The sequence below is a fragment of the Enterobacter sp. UPMP701 genome, from assembly GCF_053709515.1.
Genome location: NZ_JBSKJN010000005.1, coordinates 222,311 through 242,337, shown reverse-complemented (window position 1 = coordinate 242,337; position 20,027 = coordinate 222,311). Strand labels below are relative to the sequence as shown.

The following is a 20,027-nucleotide window of genomic DNA, read 5'->3' as shown; positions in this document are numbered from 1 at the left end:
TACCAACACTACTACGTTTTAATTGAAACAAACTGGAGACTGTCATGGAAAACCTGAATATGGATCTGCTGTACATGGCTGCCGCTGTGATGATGGGTCTGGCGGCTATCGGTGCTGCGATCGGTATCGGCATCCTCGGAGGTAAATTCCTGGAAGGCGCAGCGCGTCAACCTGATCTGATTCCTCTGCTGCGTACTCAGTTCTTTATCGTTATGGGTCTGGTGGATGCAATCCCAATGATCGCTGTAGGTCTGGGTCTGTACGTGATGTTTGCTGTCGCGTAGTAGTTGTTTTAAAACCCCAAGCCACAGAAATTTAAGAGGTATTGTGCTGTGAACATGAACGCAACAATCCTCGGCCAGGCCATCGCGTTTATTCTCTTTGTCTGGTTCTGCATGAAGTATGTATGGCCGCCTTTAATGGCTGCCATCGAAAAACGTCAGAAAGAAATTGCTGACGGTCTGGCTTCCGCAGAACGCGCTAAGAAAGATTTGGACCTTGCACAGGCCAACGCGACAGACCAGCTGAAAAAAGCGAAAGCTGAAGCTCAGGTAATCATTGAACAGGCTAACAAACGCCGTTCACAGATCCTGGACGAAGCCAAAGCTGAAGCAGAACAGGAACGTACTAAGATCGTGACACAGGCTCAGGCTGAAATTGAAGCTGAGCGTAAACGTGCTCGTGAAGAACTGCGTAAGCAGGTTGCGATTCTGGCTGTTGCTGGCGCCGAGAAGATCATCGAACGTTCCGTGGATGAAGCTGCTAACAGCGACATCGTGGACAAACTTGTCGCTGAACTGTAAGGAGGGAGGGGCTGATGTCTGAATTTGTTACGGTAGCTCGCCCCTACGCCAAAGCAGCTTTTGACTTTGCTGTCGAACACCAAAATGTCGATCGCTGGCAGAATATGCTGGCGTTTGCCGCTGAGGTGACGAAAAACGAACAAATGGCCGAGTTGCTTTCCGGTGCGTTAGCACCTGAAACCCTCGCCGCGTCGTTTATCGCCGTGTGCGGAGAGCAACTGGATGCCAATGGCCAGAACCTGATTAAGGTGATGGCAGAAAATGGTCGTCTCCGTGTGCTCCCGGATGTTCTCGAGCAGTTTGAGCACTTACGTGCCCTTAGTGAAGCAACTGCAGAAGTCGAAGTGACTTCCGCGACTGAACTGAGTGACGAACAGCTTGCGAAAATCACCGCCGCGATGGAAAAACGTCTGTCACGCAAAGTTAAGCTGAATTGCAAAATCGATAAGTCTGTAATGGCAGGCGTAATCATCCGCTCGGGTGATATGGTCATTGATGGCAGCGTACGCGGCCGTCTTGAGCGCCTTGCAGACGTCTTGCAGTCTTAAGGGGACTGGAGCATGCAACTGAATTCCACCGAAATCAGCGAACTGATCAAGCAGCGCATTGCTCAGTTCAGTGTTGTGAGTGAAGCTCACAACGAAGGTACTATTGTTTCTGTAAGTGACGGTGTTATCCGCATCCACGGCCTGGCCGATTGTATGCAGGGTGAGATGATTTCCCTGCCGGGTAACCGTTACGCTATCGCACTGAACCTGGAGCGCGACTCCGTAGGTGCAGTTGTGATGGGTCCATACGCTGACCTCGCCGAAGGCATGAAGGTTAAGTGTACTGGCCGTATTCTGGAAGTGCCGGTTGGCCGTGGCCTGCTGGGGCGCGTTGTTAACACCCTGGGTGCGCCAATCGACGGTAAAGGTCCGGTTGAGCACGATGGCTTCTCCCCAATCGAAGTTATCGCACCAGGCGTTATCGACCGTCAGTCCGTTGATCAGCCAGTGCAGACGGGTTATAAGTCCGTTGACGCCATGATCCCAATCGGTCGTGGTCAGCGTGAACTGATCATCGGTGACCGTCAGACCGGTAAAACCGCGATGGCAATCGACGCCATCATCAACCAGCGTGATTCCGGCATCAAATGTGTGTACGTGGCTATCGGCCAGAAAGCGTCCACCATTTCCAACGTGGTTCGTAAACTGGAAGAGCACGGCGCACTGTCTAACACCATCGTTGTGGTAGCAACCGCGTCTGAATCTGCTGCACTGCAATACCTGGCGCCATATGCCGGTTGCGCTATGGGCGAATACTTCCGTGACCGCGGTGAAGATGCGCTGATCGTATACGATGACCTGTCTAAACAGGCTGTTGCTTATCGTCAGGTTTCCCTGCTGCTCCGTCGTCCACCTGGACGTGAAGCATTCCCTGGCGACGTATTCTACCTCCACTCTCGTCTGCTGGAGCGTGCTTCCCGCGTTAACGCGGAATACGTCGAGAACTTCACCAAAGGTGAAGTGAAGGGTAAAACAGGTTCTCTGACCGCTCTGCCGATCATTGAAACCCAGGCGGGTGACGTTTCTGCGTTCGTTCCGACCAACGTAATCTCCATTACCGACGGTCAGATCTTCCTGGAAACCAACCTGTTTAACTCCGGTATTCGTCCGGCGGTTAACCCGGGTATCTCCGTATCCCGTGTGGGTGGTGCTGCTCAGACCAAGATCATCAAGAAACTGTCCGGTGGTATCCGTACCGCGCTGGCACAGTATCGTGAACTGGCTGCGTTCTCTCAGTTCGCATCCGATCTGGACGAAGCAACCCGTAAACAGCTGAGCCACGGTCAGAAAGTGACCGAGCTGCTGAAGCAGAAACAGTACGCTCCAATGTCTGTTGCTCAGCAGGGCCTGGTACTGTTTGCGGCTGAACGCGGTTACCTCGAAGATGTGGAACTGGCGAAAATCGGTAGCTTCGAAGCCGCTCTGCTGGCTTACGTCGACCGTGATCACGCTCCGCTGATGCAAGAGATCAACCAGACCGGTGGCTATAACGACGAAATCGAAGGCAAGCTGAAAGCTATCCTCGATTCCTTCAAAGCAACCCAATCCTGGTAATCGTCCGGCGGCTTGTCTCAGGGCAAGCCGCCTGGCATTGAGGAGAAGCTCATGGCCGGCGCAAAAGAGATACGTAGTAAGATCGCAAGCGTCCAGAACACGCAAAAGATCACTAAAGCGATGGAGATGGTCGCCGCTTCCAAAATGCGTAAATCGCAGGATCGCATGGCGGCCAGCCGTCCTTATGCAGAAACCATGCGCAAAGTGATTGGTCACCTTGCAAACGGTAATCTGGAATATAAGCACCCTTACCTGGAAGAACGCGACGTTAAGCGCGTGGGCTACCTGGTGGTGTCGACTGACCGTGGTCTGTGTGGCGGCTTGAACATTAACCTGTTCAAAAAACTGCTGGCGGATATGAAAGCATGGTCCGATAAAGGCGTTCAGTGCGATCTGGCACTGATTGGCTCTAAAGGCGTCTCTTTCTTTAACTCCGTTGGTGGCAACATTGTCGCTCAGGTGACCGGTATGGGTGATAACCCGTCCCTGTCCGAACTGATCGGCCCGGTTAAAGTGATGTTGCAGGCCTACGATGAAGGCCGTCTGGACAGACTGTACGTTGTCAGCAACAAATTCATTAACACCATGTCTCAGGTTCCAACGCTCACTCAGATGCTGCCGTTACCGGCATCAGAAGATGACGAGCTGAAGCAGAAAGCCTGGGATTACCTGTATGAACCCGATCCGAAACCGCTGCTGGATACCCTGCTGCGTCGTTACGTTGAATCTCAGGTTTATCAGGGCGTTGTAGAAAACCTGGCCAGCGAGCAGGCCGCACGAATGGTGGCGATGAAAGCCGCGACCGATAATGGCGGCAGCCTGATTAAAGAGCTGCAGTTGGTTTACAACAAAGCTCGTCAGGCCAGCATTACTCAGGAACTCACCGAGATCGTCTCGGGGGCCGCCGCGGTTTAACCAGGTTTACGAATTACGTAGAGGATTCAAGATGGCTACTGGAAAGATTGTCCAGGTAATCGGCGCCGTGGTGGACGTCGAGTTCCCTCAGGACGCCGTACCACGCGTGTACGACGCGCTTGAGGTACAGAATGGTAACGAGAGCCTGGTGCTGGAAGTTCAGCAGCAGCTCGGCGGCGGTATCGTGCGTACCATCGCCATGGGTTCTTCCGACGGTCTGCGTCGTGGTCTGGAAGTTAAAGACCTTGAGCACCCGATCGAAGTCCCGGTAGGTAAAGCAACACTGGGTCGTATCATGAACGTATTGGGTCAGCCAATCGACATGAAAGGCGACATCGGTGAAGAAGAGCGTTGGGCTATCCACCGTGCGGCACCTTCCTACGAAGAGCTGTCCAGCTCTCAGGAACTGCTGGAAACCGGCATCAAAGTTATCGACCTGATGTGTCCGTTTGCGAAGGGCGGTAAAGTTGGTCTGTTCGGTGGTGCGGGTGTAGGTAAAACCGTAAACATGATGGAGCTGATCCGTAACATCGCGATCGAGCACTCCGGTTACTCCGTGTTTGCGGGCGTAGGTGAACGTACTCGTGAGGGTAACGACTTCTACCACGAAATGACCGACTCCAACGTTCTGGACAAAGTATCCCTGGTTTACGGCCAGATGAACGAGCCACCAGGAAACCGTCTGCGCGTTGCGCTGACTGGCCTGACGATGGCTGAGAAGTTCCGTGACGAAGGCCGTGACGTTCTGCTGTTCGTTGATAACATCTATCGTTACACCCTGGCCGGTACGGAAGTATCTGCACTGCTGGGTCGTATGCCTTCAGCGGTAGGCTACCAGCCGACCCTGGCGGAAGAGATGGGTGTTCTTCAGGAACGTATCACCTCGACCAAAACCGGTTCTATCACCTCCGTTCAGGCGGTATACGTACCTGCGGATGACTTGACTGACCCATCTCCAGCCACCACCTTTGCTCACTTAGATGCAACCGTGGTACTGAGCCGTCAGATCGCGTCTCTGGGTATCTACCCGGCCGTTGACCCGCTGGACTCCACCAGCCGTCAGCTGGATCCACTGGTAGTGGGTCAGGAACACTACGACACCGCGCGTGGCGTACAGTCCCTGCTGCAGCGTTACCAGGAACTGAAAGACATCATCGCCATCCTGGGTATGGATGAACTGTCTGAAGAAGACAAACTGGTGGTAGCACGCGCGCGTAAGATCCAGCGCTTCCTGTCCCAGCCGTTCTTCGTTGCGGAAGTATTCACCGGTTCTCCGGGTAAATACGTTTCCCTGAAAGACACCATCCGTGGCTTTAAAGGCATCATGGAAGGCGAATACGATCACCTGCCAGAGCAGGCGTTCTACATGGTTGGTTCCATCGAAGAAGCCGTGGAAAAAGCCAAAAAACTTTAACGCCTTAATCGGAGGGTGATATGGCAATGACTTACCACCTGGACGTCGTCAGCGCAGAGCAACAAATGTTCTCTGGTCTGGTCGAGAAAATCCAGGTAACGGGTAGTGAAGGTGAACTGGGTATTTTCCCGGGTCACGCACCGCTGCTCACCGCCATTAAGCCTGGTATGATCCGCATCGTTAAACAGTTCGGTCATGAAGAGTTTATCTATCTGTCCGGCGGCATTCTTGAAGTGCAGCCTGGCAGTGTGACCGTTCTGGCCGATACCGCTATTCGTGGCCAGGATCTCGACGAAGCGCGAGCCCTGGAATCGAAGCGTAAGGCTGAAGAGCACATTAGCAGCTCTCATGGTGACGTGGATTACGCTCAGGCGTCTGCGGAGCTGGCCAAAGCGATCGCGAAACTGCGCGTTATCGAGTTGACCAAAAAAGCGATGTAACACCGGCTTGAAAAGCACAAAAGCCAGTCTGGATACCAGGCTGGCTTTTTTTTTTGGCGCTTAATTCATGATAAAAAAGATGTAGAATTTTAAGCATCAAACGTTTTTACTTCTCACTCAAACTACAGTCAGGATGCGTATGTCAAACAGTGCGATGAGCGTGGTTATCCTTGCCGCTGGCAAAGGAACCCGCATGTATTCCGATTTGCCAAAAGTGCTCCACACGCTGGCAGGAAAGCCAATGGTGCAGCATGTCATTGATGCCGCGAATGAACTGGGTGCCCGTCAGGTTCACCTGGTCTACGGCCATGGCGGTGATCTGCTGAAAAAGACGCTGAGCGATGACTCGCTCAACTGGGTGCTTCAGGCTGAACAACTGGGTACCGGTCACGCGATGCAGCAGGCTGCGCCGTTCTTTGCGGATGACGAAGACATCCTGATGCTCTACGGCGACGTTCCGCTGATCTCCGTTGAAACTCTGACCCGCCTGCGTGAAGCCAAACCGCAGGGTGGCATTGGTTTATTAACCGTCGTGCTGGACGATCCGAGCGGCTATGGCCGCATCACGCGTGAAAACGGCAACGTCACGGGTATTGTTGAGCACAAAGATGCCAGCGACGAACAGCGTCAGATTCAGGAGATCAATACCGGTATCCTGATTGCCAATGGTGCTGATTTGAAGCGCTGGCTGTCGAAGCTCAACAACAACAACGCGCAGGGTGAGTACTACATCACCGATATTATTGCGATGGCGTACCACGAAGGGCGTGAAATTGCCGCCGTTCATCCGGCGCGCATCAGCGAAACGGACGGCGTGAACAATCGCCTCCAGCTTTCCCGTCTTGAGCGTATTTATCAGTCCGAGCAGGCCGAAAAGCTGCTGCTGGCAGGCGTGATGCTGCGCGATCCGGCGCGTTTCGATCTGCGCGGCACCTTGTCCCACGGGCGTGACGTGGAAATTGATACTAACGTTATCGTTGAAGGCAACGTGGCGCTGGGTAACCGCGTCAAAATTGGCACCGGCTGCGTGATTAAAAACAGCGTCATTGGTGACGACTGCGAAATTAGCCCATACAGCGTGGTAGAAGATGCTCATCTTGACGCTGCGTGTACCATCGGTCCGTTTGCGCGTCTGCGTCCGGGCGCTGAGCTGCTGGAAGGCGCGCACGTGGGCAATTTCGTGGAAATGAAAAAAGCGCGCCTCGGTAAAGGCTCGAAAGCCGGTCATCTGACCTATCTGGGCGACGCGGAGATTGGCGATAACGTGAACATTGGTGCAGGAACCATTACCTGTAACTATGACGGCGCCAATAAGTTTAAAACCATCATCGGTGATGATGTGTTCGTTGGCTCCGATACGCAGCTGGTGGCGCCTGTTACCGTGGGTAACGGGGTGACTATTGCCGCCGGAACAACCGTCACGCGCGATGTAGCGGATAACGAGCTGGTGTTAAGCCGTGTGCCGCAGGTCAGCAAGCAGGGCTGGAAACGCCCGGTGAAGAAAAAGTAACAACAATATACACCCCTCACCCTGACCCTCTCCCCACAGGGGAGAGGGGATCGTTCGGTGCGGTGTTTTTCTCCCTCGCCCCTTTGGGGAGAGGGCCGGGGTGAGGGGATAATATAATCCTCCCCCCACAAGCAGTACCCATAAAAATAACCCCACTCTCTACAAGGCTCGGGGCGCCCGGAAAGGGCAAATACAGGTCAGCGACAACGCATGGCATAACGCCATAATCAGGAAATCTAACTATGTGTGGAATTGTTGGCGCAGTTGCGCAGCGTGATATTGCTGAAATCCTTCTCGAAGGTTTACGTCGTCTGGAATACCGTGGTTACGACTCTGCCGGTCTGGCTGTCGTCGATGCTGAAGGGCATATGACCCGTCTGCGTCGTCTCGGTAAAGTGCAGATGCTGGCTCAGGCCGCGGAAGAACATCCGCTGCACGGTGGTACCGGTATTGCGCACACCCGCTGGGCGACCCACGGTGAGCCATCTGAAGGCAACGCACACCCGCATGTGTCTGAACACATCGTGGTGGTGCATAACGGCATTATCGAAAACCACGAACCGCTGCGCGAAGAACTGAAAGCGCGCGGCTATACCTTCGTCTCTGAGACCGACACCGAAGTGATTGCTCACCTGGTGCACTGGGAGCTGGCACAGGGCGGTACACTGCGTGAAGCCGTGCTGCGTGCTATCCCTCAGCTGCGCGGTGCCTACGGCACGGTGATCATGGATTCCCGCGACCCGTCCACGTTGCTGGCCGCGCGTTCCGGTAGTCCGATGGTGATCGGCCTGGGCATGGGGGAAAACTTCATCGCCTCCGATCAGCTGGCGCTCCTGCCGGTTACCCGTCGCTTTATCTTCCTGGAAGAGGGTGATATCGCAGAAGTGACGCGTCGCAGCGTGACCGTATTCGATACCAAAGGCGAGCAGGTTAAGCGTCAGGAGATCGAATCGAATCTGCAGTACGACGCGGGCGACAAAGGCGCTTACCGTCACTACATGCAGAAAGAGATCTACGAGCAGCCAAACGCCATCAAAAACACCCTGACCGGGCGCATCAGCCACGGTGAAGTGGATCTGAGCGAGCTGGGTGCCAACGCCAACGAACTGCTCGGCAAAGTTGAGCATATTCAGATCGTGGCCTGCGGCACCTCCTACAACTCCGGTATGGTCTCTCGCTACTGGTTTGAATCCCTGGCAGGCGTGCCGTGCGACGTGGAAATCGCGTCTGAGTTCCGCTATCGCAAGTCCGCGGTGCGCCGTAACAGCCTGATGATCACCCTTTCTCAGTCCGGCGAAACGGCGGATACGCTGGCAGCGCTGCGTCTGTCTAAAGAGCTGGGTTACCTGGGCTCGCTGGCCATCTGTAACGTTCCTGGCTCATCCCTGGTGCGTGAGTCCGATCTGGCGCTGATGACCAAAGCGGGTACCGAAATCGGCGTGGCCTCCACCAAAGCGTTTACCACTCAGCTCACCGTTCTGTTGATGCTGGTGGCGAAGCTGGCGCGTCTGAAAGGCGAAGATGCTTCTGTTGAGCACGACATCGTTCACGGCCTGCAGGCGCTGCCGAGCCGTATTGAGCAGATGCTGTCTCAGGACAAACGCATTGAAGCGCTGGCAGAAGATTTCTCTGACAAACATCACGCCCTGTTCCTGGGTCGTGGCGATCAGTATCCAATTGCGCTGGAAGGCGCGCTGAAGCTGAAAGAGATCTCCTACATCCACGCGGAAGCCTACGCGGCAGGCGAGCTAAAACACGGCCCGCTGGCGCTGATTGACGCGGATATGCCGGTCATCGTTGTGGCACCGAACAACGAACTGCTGGAAAAATTGAAATCCAACATTGAAGAAGTGCGTGCCCGCGGTGGTGTCCTGTACGTCTTCGCGGATAAAGATGCCGGTTTTGCCAGCAGCGACAACATGCACATCATCGAGATGCCGCATGTGGAAGAGGTGATTGCACCCATCTTCTACACCGTTCCGCTGCAGCTGCTGGCGTATCACGTTGCGCTGATCAAAGGCACCGACGTTGACCAGCCGCGAAATCTGGCGAAATCCGTTACCGTAGAATAATCCTTCCAGGCTCCACCATCAGGTGGAGCCTTTTTTAATGACAATCTGTCATTTTCAGCTATTTTTTCAGTGTCACATAAAGAAAATATTACTGAAAACACACTGTCATCTTTCTCTTTAAGTTCATGATAAATAAATGAAGTTTTACGTGCATTTAAGTGAAATTTCCTTTGTCATAAAACTGTCATAATTCGTACATTTATCTGTCACCTGTTTGTCCTATTTTGCTCATCGTAGCCACTTAAACAATGATTTACGAAATCCTTGCAGGAGACATTATGAAAGTTATGCGTACCACTGTCGCAACTGTTGTCGCCGCGACCTTATCTCTGAGCGCTTTCTCTGCTTTTGCAGCAGCAAGCCTGACTGGCGCTGGTGCAACCTTCCCTGCGCCGGTGTATGCCAAATGGGCAGATACCTACCAGAAAGAAACCGGTAACAAGGTTAACTATCAGGGTATCGGCTCCTCCGGTGGCGTAAAACAAATTACCGCGAATACCGTTGATTTCGGCGCATCAGATGCTCCGCTGTCTGACGAGAAACTGAATCAGGAAGGTCTGTTCCAGTTCCCGACCGTGATCGGCGGTGTTGTGCTGGCCGTTAACATCCCTGGCCTGAAATCAGGCGAGCTGGTGCTGGACGGCAAAACCCTGGGTGATATCTACCTGGGTAAAATCAAAAAATGGGACGACGAAGCCATCACTAAGCTGAACCCAGGCGTTAAGCTGCCTTCGCAGAACATCGCTGTGGTTCGCCGTGCGGACGGCTCCGGTACCTCTTTCGTCTTCACCAGCTACCTGGCGAAAGTGAACGAAGAGTGGAAATCGAAAGTCGGTTCTGGCTCTACCGTTAACTGGCCAACCGGTCTGGGCGGTAAAGGTAACGACGGTATCGCCGCGTTCGTACAGCGTCTGCCGGGTTCTATCGGCTACGTAGAATACGCGTACGCTAAGCAGAACAACCTGTCCTACACCAAACTGGTATCTGCCGACGGCAAACCGGTTAGCCCGACAGAAGAGAACTTTGCTAACGCTGCGAAAGGCGCTGACTGGAGCAAATCCTTCGCACAGGATCTGACTAACCAGAAAGGCGAAGGCGCGTGGCCAATCACTTCCACCACCTTCATCCTGGTTCACAAAGAGCAGAAGAAACCTGAGCAGGGCGCTGAAGTGCTGAAGTTCTTCGACTGGGCATACAAAAACGGCGGCAAGCAGGCTAACGACCTGGATTACGCCAGCCTGCCGGACAGCGTGGTTGAGCAGATCCGTGCTGCATGGAAAACCAACGTGAAAGACAGCAGCGGTAAAGCATTGTATTAATTTAGCATTCTGACGAAAATGGCGGGAGGCGCGCAGCGATCCCGCCCTACGGTTCCGACTGTAGGCCGGGTAAGCGTAAGCGCCACCCGGCGATTTCGTAAACGCGTTTAACAGAAGAGTAATTTATGGCTGCAACCAAGCCTGCATTTAACCCTCCGGGTAAAAAAGGTGACATGATTTTCGGCGCGCTGGTCAAACTGGCTGCGCTGATTGTGCTATTGCTGCTGGGCGGCATTATCGTGTCTCTGATTTTCTCCTCCTGGCCGAGCATTCAGAAATTCGGTTTCTCCTTCCTGTGGACCAAAGAGTGGGACGCGCCGAATGACGTCTACGGTGCGCTGGTGCCGATTTACGGCACGCTGGTGACCTCGTTTATCGCTCTGCTGATTGCCGTTCCGGTAAGCTTCGGTATTGCCCTGTTTCTGACGGAACTGGCGCCGGGCTGGCTGCGACGCCCGCTGGGTATCGCTATTGAACTGCTGGCGGCCATTCCAAGTATCGTTTACGGCATGTGGGGCCTGTTTATCTTTGCGCCGCTGTTTGCAACGTACTTCCAGGAGCCGGTCGGTAACGTTCTCTCTGCCATTCCGTTTGTGGGAGCGCTGTTCTCTGGCCCGGCCTTCGGTATCGGCATTCTGGCGGCAGGTGTGATCCTCGCCATCATGATTATTCCGTACATTGCGGCGGTTATGCGCGATGTCTTCGAACAAACCCCGGTGATGATGAAAGAGTCGGCCTACGGTATCGGCTGCACCACCTGGGAAGTGATCTGGCGCATTGTCCTTCCGTTCACCAAAAATGGGGTGATCGGCGGCGTGATGCTGGGCTTAGGTCGCGCGCTGGGTGAAACCATGGCGGTGACCTTTATCATCGGTAACACCTACCAGCTCGACAGCGCGTCGCTTTATATGCCGGGTAACAGTATTACTTCCGCGCTGGCAAACGAATTTGCCGAAGCGGAATCCGGGCTTCACGTCGCAGCGCTGATGGAACTGGGTCTGATTCTGTTTGTTATCACCTTCATTGTTCTGGCGATCTCCAAGCTGATGATCCTGCGTCTCGCAAAAAATGAGGGGGCACGCTGATGGCAACGCTCGAAATGCAAAATACCACTGCGCTTGCGGAATCCCGCCGCAAAATGCAGGCGAAGCGTCGTTTCAAAAACCGCATTGCGCTGACGCTTTCCATGGCAACGATGGCATTCGGCCTGTTCTGGCTGATCTGGATCCTGATGTCCACCATCACCCGTGGTATTGATGGAATGTCACTGGCGCTGTTCACCGAGATGACGCCGCCGCCAAATACGGCGGGGGGGGGTCTGGCTAACGCCCTGGCGGGCAGTGGCCTGCTGATCTTGTGGGCGACGGTTTTCGGTACGCCGCTGGGCATCATGGCCGGTATCTATCTCGCGGAGTACGGGCGTAAATCCTGGCTGGCAGAGGTGATTCGCTTCATTAACGACATCCTGCTTTCTGCCCCGTCGATTGTCGTGGGTCTGTTTGTCTACACCATTGTGGTCGCGCAAATGGAACACTTCTCCGGCTGGGCGGGCGTGATTGCGCTGGCGCTGCTGCAGGTGCCTATCGTCATTCGTACCACCGAAAACATGCTGAAACTGGTGCCGGACAGCCTGCGTGAAGCGGCTTACGCGCTGGGTACGCCGAAATGGAAAATGATTTCCGCAATCACTCTGAAAGCGTCCGTCTCCGGGATCATGACCGGTATCCTGCTGGCCATCGCCCGTATTGCCGGTGAAACGGCACCGCTGCTATTTACTGCCCTCTCCAACCAGTTCTGGAGCACGGATATGATGCAGCCGATCGCTAACCTGCCGGTGACGATCTTTAAATTTGCGATGAGCCCATTCGCGGAATGGCAGCAGCTGGCCTGGGCCGGGGTGCTGATCATCACCCTTTGCGTACTGTTGCTGAACATTCTGGCGCGCGTCATTTTCGCGAAGAAGAAACACGGTTAATTTTTTACGGCGCGGCAGCTCGCGGCGCCGAATGAGGAAATGAGTCAATGAGTATGGTTGATACTGCCCCGGGTAAGATTCAGGTTCGTGATTTGAACTTCTACTACGGCAAATTCCATGCCCTGAAGAATATCAACCTGGATATCGCGAAGAACCAGGTAACGGCATTCATTGGTCCGTCCGGCTGTGGTAAGTCCACGCTGCTGCGTACCTTTAACAAAATGTATTCGCTCTATCCGGAGCAGCGCGCTGAAGGTGAAATTATCCTTGATGGCGAAAACATTCTGACCCAGGCCCAGGATATCGCCCTGCTGCGCGCTAAAGTGGGGATGGTGTTCCAGAAACCGACGCCGTTCCCGATGTCCATTTATGACAACATCGCGTTTGGCGTTCGCCTGTTTGAAAAGCTCTCCCGTGCCGATATGGACGAGCGCGTGCAGTGGGCATTGACCAAGGCCGCATTATGGAACGAAACCAAAGATAAACTTCATCAGAGCGGGTACTCTCTCTCCGGTGGTCAGCAGCAGCGTCTGTGCATTGCGCGCGGTATCGCCATTCGCCCGGAAGTGTTGCTGCTGGATGAGCCGTGTTCGGCCCTGGACCCGATCTCCACCGGTCGTATTGAAGAGCTGATCACCGAGCTGAAGCAGGATTACACCGTGGTTATTGTGACCCACAACATGCAGCAGGCTGCGCGTTGCTCCGATCACACGGCGTTTATGTACCTGGGCGAGTTGATTGAGTTCAGCGATACGGATGCGCTGTTCACCCGGCCCGCGAAGAAACAAACCGAAGATTATATTACTGGCCGCTACGGTTGATTTGCCTTAGTGCATGTGGAGAAACCATGGACAACCTCAATCTTAATAAACACATTTCAGGCCAGTTCAACGCAGAGCTGGAAAGTATTCGCACGCAGGTAATGACCATGGGTGGCATGGTTGAGCAGCAGCTTTCTGATGCGATTACGGCAATGCATAACCAGGACAGCGAGCTGGCGAAGCGCGTCATTGAAGGCGACAAAAACGTCAATATGATGGAAGTCGCCATCGACGAGGCCTGCGTGCGTATTATCGCGAAACGTCAGCCGACGGCGAGCGACCTGCGTCTGGTGATGGCGATCATTAAAACCATCGCCGAGCTGGAACGTATTGGTGACGTGGCGGATAAAATCTGCCGCACCGCGCTGGAGAAGTTCTCTCAGCAGCACCAGCCGCTGCTGGTGAGCCTGGAGTCGCTGGGCCGCCACACCGTGCAGATGCTGCACGACGTGCTGGATGCCTTTGCGCGCATGGATCTGGACGAAGCGGTGCGTATCTACCGTGAAGATAAGAAAGTCGACCAGGAGTATGAAGGCATCGTGCGTCAGCTGATGACCTACATGATGGAAGATTCCCGTACGATCCCAAGCGTACTGACGGCCCTGTTCTGCGCGCGTTCCATTGAGCGTATCGGCGACCGCTGCCAGAACATTTGCGAATACATTTTCTACTTCGTAAAAGGTCAGGACTTCCGTCACGTGGGCGGCGACGAGCTGGACAAGCTGCTGGCAGGTAAAGATCCAAAAGAGTGATGTTTGTGGCGGGTGGCGCTAGCGCTTACCCGCCCTACGTTAATTCAACGCGTAATATCCCACCCGCGCGCTTTCCACAACGCTGGCAGCTGCGCCAGATCGGTAAAGGTCGTCACTTTTGGATGATCGATCGGCTTGTTGTGCGGATCGGCGCAGAAGTAAAACACCTCCATCCCAGCATCAATCCCTGACTGCGCGCCCGCAGACGAATCATCCACCAGAATGCAATTTTCCACATTGACGTTCATCGCTTTTGCCGCATGGAACATCAGCGCCGGATCGGGCTTCCAGCGCTGGATATCGTAGCCGCTGAACAGTTTTTCCGGGAAATGGTGCAACATCTCAAGCTTGCCCAGCGAGTGCTGCATTTTGCTGACCGGACCGTTGGAAACGACGCAGATCGGCACCGTCATCGCATCCAGCAGCGCGTTTGCCCCGGCAATAACCTCCAGCTCGGAGTCGAACAGGCGTGCGACCTCGGCGCGGTACACCGGCTCCAGCTCCGCTTTCGCCAGATCCACGCCGTGTTCTTCGTTAATGATGTCGATGATCTCGTAGAGCTTCACGCCCTTAAAGCGTTTAAACACCTCTTCGAGTTCCAGCGTAATGCCAAATTCCTGGAACATGGCCACATACGCGCGGGAACAAATGACCTCACTGTCGACCAGCGTACCGTCGCAGTCGAAAAATACCGCTTCAATTCCGGACATGCCTTTCCCTTTTTTAACAAGTTTAACGTTTTCGTACGGCAGTTCAGCGGGACGCAATCGTTGCCGTATAAGCAAATTCAATGTAAAAAGTATCCCGTAACCGCCACTATTGTCGCATTTTGGTATAGGATAGCGACGAATTTTCCCTCCTTGTTCGGAAATTGATGATGAGTCAACAACACACTACCCAGACGTCTGGTCAGGGTCTGCTTGAGCGCGTGTTTAAACTGCGCGAGCACGGCACAACGGCACGCACCGAAGTGATCGCCGGTTTCACCACCTTCCTGACGATGGTTTATATCGTTTTTGTTAACCCGCAAATTCTGGGCGTTGCTGGCATGGATACCAGCGCCGTCTTCGTGACCACCTGTCTGATCGCCGCCCTTGGCAGCATTCTGATGGGCGTGTTCGCTAACCTGCCGGTCGCGCTGGCTCCGGCGATGGGTCTGAACGCATTCTTCGCGTTCGTGGTCGTTCAGGCGATGGGGCTGCCGTGGCAGGTTGGCATGGGGGCAATCTTCTGGGGCGCCATTGGCCTGCTGCTGCTGACCATTTTCCGCGTACGTTACTGGATGATTGCAAACATTCCGGTGAGCCTGCGCGTGGGCATCACCAGCGGTATCGGTCTGTTCATCGGAATGATGGGGCTGAAAAACGCCGGTGTGATCGTGGCAAACCCGGAAACCCTGGTGAGCATTGGTCACCTGACTTCCCACAGCGTGCTGCTGGGCGTGCTGGGCTTCTTTATCATCGCGATCCTCGCCTCCCGCAACATTCACGCGGCAGTGCTGGTGTCCATCGTGGTCACCACCCTGCTGGGCTGGATGCTGGGTGACGTACATTACAACGGTATCGTCTCTGCGCCACCGAGCGTCTCTACCGTGATTGGTCACGTTGACCTCGCGGGCTCCCTGAACCTGGGGCTGGCGGGCGTGATTTTCTCCTTCATGCTGGTCAACTTGTTTGACTCCTCCGGTACGCTGATTGGCGTGACCGACAAAGCGGGTCTGGCGGACGAGAAGGGCAAATTCCCACGCATGAAGCAGGCGCTGTATGTGGACAGCATCTCTTCCGTCGCGGGTTCTTTCATTGGAACCTCGTCTGTTACCGCTTACATTGAATCCTCTTCCGGCGTCTCCGTGGGGGGCCGCACTGGCCTGACGGCGGTAGTCGTGGGTATCCTGTTCCTGCTGGTGATCTTCCTCTCTCCGCTGGCGGGTATGGTGCCACCGTATGCGGCAGCCGGCGCGCTGATCTACGTCGGCGTGCTGATGACATCGAGCCTGGCGCGCGTGAAGTGGGAAGATTTAACCGAAGCGGTACCGGCGTTTATTACCGCGGTGATGATGCCGTTCAGCTTCTCGATCACCGAAGGTATCGCGCTGGGCTTTATCTCTTACTGCATTATGAAGATCGGTACCGGCCGCTTCCGCGAACTCAGCCCGTGCGTGATTATCGTGGCGCTGCTGTTTGTGCTGAAGATTGTCTTTATCGACGCCAAATAAAAGGTTTGTTCCCTCTCCCACAGGGAGAGGGTTAGGGTGAGGGGTTACGCCTTCACCCGCTTAATATAATCCCCAAACGCCGTCAGCTGGCCAGACAGATGGTCACGCGTGCTCTGATCCACCACTTCACCCGTCTGCGGGTCGACCTTGTTCTGAATCACGCCGCCCATAAATTCCGGCTTGTTCATCACCATTGCATCCAGGAACACCAGGATCTGACGCAGGTGATACTGGCAGCGCGCGCCGCCAATCGCGCCCATTGAGCTGGTCTGGATCAGCACCGGTTTGCCAGACAGCGGCTGCTCCGGTAAACGGGATAACCAGTCAATGGCGTTCTTCAGGCCACCCGGAACCGAGTAGTTATACTCCGGTGTAACAATGACTACACCGTCAGCCTGGCGGATCTGCTCGGCTATCGCCTCCACGCTCTGCGGGAACCCTTCGTCCTGCTGGACATCTGCATCATACAGCGGGATATCGCCAATCGACGGCAGGGTGCTAATCTCCATACCTGCCGGTGCCAGCTGTGGCAGCGTACGGGCCACCATCCCGTTAAATGAACCTTTGCGCAGGCTTCCCAGTAACGTAACAACTTTCAACGTATCAGACATGATTACTCCTGTTTCATCATGATGACCCTGAATGGATCAGCTAAGTATGTATGCTTTTTCTGCAGGTAAACTGGTTAACCGCATCAGACGCGCGGCGGGCGCATTGGCGCGCTCGGGCACATCCGGAAGGCTACTCCATCCATCTTTACTGTCAAACTCCCAGATCTTCAGCCGTTCGATGGCGGGGCTGACCGCAACTGACCATATCAACACGTCTTCTGCATCGCTGAGCGCCTCTACAAGCGTGGCTTTAGCGGCACGCAGGCGTCCGGAGCCTGGCAGCAATTGCAGCAGACTGGCGTCGTCTGAGGCGCACCCACAGAGCTTGCGGATGCTCTGACGCAGGGTGATGAGCTGAGCTCTGGCCTCGACGGGGTCGTTCTGATTGCGCACCCACAGCTTTTCATTGCTTGAGAGCGGGTAGTCATCGTGCGGGCTTGCGCCATGGAACCCTCGCGTCGCACGCTGAAGCTCCATATCCAGCCCGCAATCCCCTTCGGTGGTCAGCGCCACGCCAATGATATTGCCCGTATAGGCAATGGAAAATCGCGGGAGATCCGGGTCAGCAAAGACCGGACGGCCCTCTGGCTGAGTGATAATCTCCGGCAGTTCGCTGGTGCCATACAGCATAAACAGCAGTTCTGCGAGAAGTGCTCTGGACGCTAAAAACCGCGTCCTGCGGTGTTCGGGAAGTTTGAGTGCCTCACTGTGACAGGCTGAAGAGAGTCTGGCCGATACGAGACGTCCTTCTGTAAGTATCCCTCTTGCAAAGTGCGTTGCCATTTTTCGCTCCTTGATAATGGTCGTAATCGGTTAAACGGTTACATGATTATCGCTTAACTTGCTTCCTGTTTTAATCAGTAAATGGGAGTAAGAGAAGCCTGAGGACCGAACTTTACATTTTCTTAGGCAAAAATTGGATCGCTGCCACCGTACAACGCCTTGATGGTCTCCCGCAGCCAGAGGATTTTCGGGTTATGGCTGTTCCGTTTATGCCAGATCAGCGTGAAGGGAACGGTCAGCTTTTCAGACTGGGCTTCGTCAATGGGGATGGGCAGCGCAATCAGCTTCCGCTGGTGGAGTTGATTATAGTGATGGCAGTAGTGCGGTGCGGTGGCGATATAGTGATGACCGGGCTGCGCCGCCATAAACATCGCCTGTTCGAAGCCCGGCAGGCTCATGGCGACAGTGCGCTCACGTCCCATCTCCTTGAGGACTTCATCAAGCGCCCAGGTGTCGCTGCGTTCCCAGAAGATACTGATATGGGGATAGCGCAGGAATGTCTCCAGGTTCCACTCCTCCTGCAGAGCGGGGTGGTCTTCGCGCAGATAGACGCAGGGGCGGTCGCTAAACAGAATTTCGTAGTCGATAAACCACGGCATCAGCTTCAGCAGCTCGCGGGAACGCGGATGCGTTTCGCGTCCGGTAAAACCGAGATCGACCTCTCCGCGGGTAATGGCATCCAGCGAGTCGTAATCCCAGTGCCGCATCTTCACCGTCGCCTGCGGATAGCGCTGATTCACCTGCTCCAGTAGGGTATTAAACCGGATCAGCATCAGCGGCGTTTCCGCCGCGAGTTCGAAGTTCAGACCGCCGGGCGAATCATGGTGGAATTTGTCGAGGATCTGATTACCTATCTGCATCCAGTCGGCCAGATCCTGCTCCAGGCTCACCGTCAGGGGTGTAGGGAGCAGCCCTAACGGCGTTTTGACAAACAGCGGGTCGTCAAACCAGTCGCGCAGCTTGGCCAGCGATTTGCTCACCGCCGACGGCGTCACGTTCATCCGCTTTGCGGCTTTGGTGACGCTGCGCTCCTGCAGCAAAAGCTGCAGGCAAAGTAACAGGTTAAGATCGAGGTTGCTGATGGGCTTCTTCATAATGTGCCGCGGGCTGGATGACCATAAGTAAGGTAATGCAGACCATGCTACAGCCAATCAGAATCCCGATCAGCATATTGAGCGCGTTAAGTCCGATGACCGCTGCCAGCCATATCCACAGTGACGAGCCGCAGACCTGCGCGATCCCCAGCACCGAGCTTGCCACGCCTGCCCGCAGCGAGAAGGGGCCAAGTGCCTGACTCATCGCCACGCCAAAGCCAACCGAGAACCCGGCGCAGATGAGAGTAATGCCCACCAGCATAACCGCGTGTGAACTGGTGGTTGCCAGGATTGCGCCTGCGGCGAGGAACAGCACCTGGGACGTCAACATCAGCGTGCGCTGGCGGAAAAGATTCAGCGCAAAGGGGGTCGAGAACGAGACCGCCATACTGACCATGGCGGTTAAGGCCATTACGGTAGAATACTCACCGCGATCGAAGCCCATGGTCTCCATCAATAAAACCGGGGAAACGTTTACATACGTCAGGATCACCGCCACGCTTAACGTGGTCACGGCCAGACGGCTGAGGAAAAAGCGGTTAAGCAGTTTCTCTGCCGGGTGGAACGTTGCCGCATGGCCTGTGTTTTGCGAGCCCGGATGGGTCTCTTTCAGCACCGCAATCGACAGCACAAAGACCAGGGCGCCCATCGCCGCCATGGTCCAGAACAGGCTCTGCCACGGGAATTTCAGCATGATCAGATACCCCACAACCGGGGCCAGCACCGGGATGATGCAGGTTATCCCGTTCAGCATGGAGAGTACTTTGGCACGGCGCTGGGCGCTTAAGGTGTCGCGCAAAATGGCAAACGCCACCACATAGCAGCCGCCAGCCCCAATACCCTGGACGAAGCGTCCTGACAGAAACAATGTGCTTTCCTGTGCGACCGAACACAGTATCGATGCCAGCGCGAAGACAATCGCACCGGTAATGGCGACAGGCTGACGGCCAGCCTTATCCGCGATCTTCCCGGCAAAGACCATCGACGACGCCATCCCCGCGAGGTAGGCCGAAAACGCGATATGCAGCTGCGCTTCGCTGGCACCCAGATCGCGGGCGATGTGCGGTAATCCCACCAGATACATATCAATGCCGGACGGATAAAGCAGAACTAATGCGAAACTACAAAACAGAAAACGCGCCATAAACCCCCCATAGATGCAGGCATGCAGAATAGGGGGTGAAAAGGGATTAGGCGAGTT

At 54.9% G+C, this 20,027-nt stretch carries 20 protein-coding genes; 15 read left to right on the top strand and 5 right to left on the bottom strand.

All coding sequences use genetic code 11. The features are described 5' to 3' along the window. Positions 1-44 precede the first annotated feature (44 nt). From atpE to phoU, 14 genes are all read left to right on the top strand, one after another. A complete protein-coding gene (gene atpE, locus ACWKXT_RS14165) occupies positions 45-284 on the top strand; it encodes a F0F1 ATP synthase subunit C (RefSeq protein ID WP_000429386.1) in 240 nt (79 codons plus the stop codon). A gap of 48 nt (positions 285-332) precedes the next feature. Then, the gene (atpF, locus tag ACWKXT_RS14160) at positions 333-803 is read left to right on the top strand and encodes a F0F1 ATP synthase subunit B (RefSeq protein ID WP_003862370.1); all 471 of its coding nucleotides are present in this window, start codon (positions 333-335) and stop codon (positions 801-803) included. Positions 804-817: 14 nt separating this feature from the next. Further along, positions 818-1,351, top strand: a complete 534-nt coding sequence (gene atpH, locus ACWKXT_RS14155; RefSeq protein ID WP_003862369.1) for a F0F1 ATP synthase subunit delta — start codon at positions 818-820, stop codon at positions 1,349-1,351. Between the two features lie 12 nt (positions 1,352-1,363). Then, on the top strand, positions 1,364-2,905 hold the full coding sequence (gene atpA, locus ACWKXT_RS14150) for a F0F1 ATP synthase subunit alpha (RefSeq protein WP_006808751.1): 1,542 nt from the start codon (positions 1,364-1,366) through the stop codon (positions 2,903-2,905). Positions 2,906-2,956: 51 nt separating this feature from the next. Continuing rightward, entirely contained in the window at positions 2,957-3,820 is an 864-nt protein-coding gene (atpG, locus tag ACWKXT_RS14145; RefSeq protein WP_032673476.1) for a F0F1 ATP synthase subunit gamma, read from the top strand. A gap of 31 nt (positions 3,821-3,851) precedes the next feature. Further along, positions 3,852-5,234, top strand: coding sequence for a F0F1 ATP synthase subunit beta (gene atpD, locus ACWKXT_RS14140; protein ID WP_003862362.1), 1,383 nt, complete (start codon positions 3,852-3,854; stop codon positions 5,232-5,234). Positions 5,235-5,254: 20 nt separating this feature from the next. Next, on the top strand, positions 5,255-5,674 hold the full coding sequence (locus tag ACWKXT_RS14135) for a F0F1 ATP synthase subunit epsilon (RefSeq protein ID WP_006177560.1): 420 nt from the start codon (positions 5,255-5,257) through the stop codon (positions 5,672-5,674). A 139-nt stretch (positions 5,675-5,813) separates the two neighbouring features. Continuing rightward, positions 5,814-7,184, top strand: a complete 1,371-nt coding sequence (glmU, locus tag ACWKXT_RS14130; protein WP_454532677.1) for a bifunctional UDP-N-acetylglucosamine diphosphorylase/glucosamine-1-phosphate N-acetyltransferase GlmU — start codon at positions 5,814-5,816, stop codon at positions 7,182-7,184. 242 nt (positions 7,185-7,426) lie between these two features. Next, positions 7,427-9,256: a glutamine--fructose-6-phosphate transaminase (isomerizing) gene (gene glmS / locus ACWKXT_RS14125; protein WP_014881886.1), complete on the top strand. Its 1,830-nt coding sequence runs from the start codon at positions 7,427-7,429 to the stop codon at positions 9,254-9,256. Positions 9,257-9,534: 278 nt separating this feature from the next. After that, a complete protein-coding gene (gene pstS, locus ACWKXT_RS14120) occupies positions 9,535-10,575 on the top strand; it encodes a phosphate ABC transporter substrate-binding protein PstS (protein ID WP_454528123.1) in 1,041 nt (346 codons plus the stop codon). 125 nt (positions 10,576-10,700) lie between these two features. Next, positions 10,701-11,660 (top strand): phosphate ABC transporter permease PstC, encoded by a 960-nt coding sequence (pstC, locus tag ACWKXT_RS14115; protein ID WP_454528124.1) that lies wholly within the window; start codon positions 10,701-10,703, stop codon positions 11,658-11,660. Then, complete coding sequence (pstA, locus tag ACWKXT_RS14110) at positions 11,660-12,550, top strand: phosphate ABC transporter permease PstA (RefSeq protein WP_119916703.1); 891 nt, start codon at positions 11,660-11,662, stop codon at positions 12,548-12,550. The genes pstC and pstA overlap by 1 nt, the downstream gene beginning before the upstream one ends. A gap of 47 nt (positions 12,551-12,597) precedes the next feature. Continuing rightward, the gene (gene pstB / locus ACWKXT_RS14105; RefSeq protein ID WP_010426574.1) at positions 12,598-13,371 is read left to right on the top strand and encodes a phosphate ABC transporter ATP-binding protein PstB; all 774 of its coding nucleotides are present in this window, start codon (positions 12,598-12,600) and stop codon (positions 13,369-13,371) included. 26 nt (positions 13,372-13,397) lie between these two features. Next, positions 13,398-14,123 (top strand): phosphate signaling complex protein PhoU, encoded by a 726-nt coding sequence (phoU, locus tag ACWKXT_RS14100; RefSeq protein ID WP_008500182.1) that lies wholly within the window; start codon positions 13,398-13,400, stop codon positions 14,121-14,123. Between the two features lie 44 nt (positions 14,124-14,167). On the opposite strand, the gene yieH is transcribed toward phoU, so the two are convergent. Beyond that, a complete protein-coding gene (yieH, locus tag ACWKXT_RS14095; protein WP_119916705.1) occupies positions 14,168-14,833 on the bottom strand; it encodes a 6-phosphogluconate phosphatase in 666 nt (221 codons plus the stop codon). A 167-nt stretch (positions 14,834-15,000) separates the two neighbouring features. Between yieH and adeP the strand changes: the two genes are divergently transcribed. After that, positions 15,001-16,338: an adenine permease AdeP gene (gene adeP, locus ACWKXT_RS14090; protein WP_454528126.1), complete on the top strand. Its 1,338-nt coding sequence runs from the start codon at positions 15,001-15,003 to the stop codon at positions 16,336-16,338. A 44-nt stretch (positions 16,339-16,382) separates the two neighbouring features. On the opposite strand, the gene ACWKXT_RS14085 is transcribed toward adeP, so the two are convergent. From ACWKXT_RS14085 to ACWKXT_RS14070, 4 genes are all read right to left on the bottom strand, one after another. Next, complete coding sequence (locus ACWKXT_RS14085) at positions 16,383-16,949, bottom strand: NADPH-dependent FMN reductase (protein WP_454532676.1); 567 nt, start codon at positions 16,947-16,949, stop codon at positions 16,383-16,385. Positions 16,950-16,985: 36 nt separating this feature from the next. Continuing rightward, positions 16,986-17,732: a 4'-phosphopantetheinyl transferase family protein gene (locus ACWKXT_RS14080; RefSeq protein ID WP_454528128.1), complete on the bottom strand. Its 747-nt coding sequence runs from the start codon at positions 17,730-17,732 to the stop codon at positions 16,986-16,988. A gap of 122 nt (positions 17,733-17,854) precedes the next feature. Continuing rightward, the gene (gene yidZ, locus ACWKXT_RS14075; RefSeq protein ID WP_454528129.1) at positions 17,855-18,826 is read right to left on the bottom strand and encodes an HTH-type transcriptional regulator YidZ; all 972 of its coding nucleotides are present in this window, start codon (positions 18,824-18,826) and stop codon (positions 17,855-17,857) included. Next, entirely contained in the window at positions 18,795-19,970 is a 1,176-nt protein-coding gene (locus ACWKXT_RS14070) for an MdtL family multidrug efflux MFS transporter (RefSeq protein WP_454528130.1), read from the bottom strand. Before ACWKXT_RS14070 ends, yidZ begins: the two co-directional genes overlap by 32 nt. Positions 19,971-20,027 lie beyond the last annotated feature (57 nt).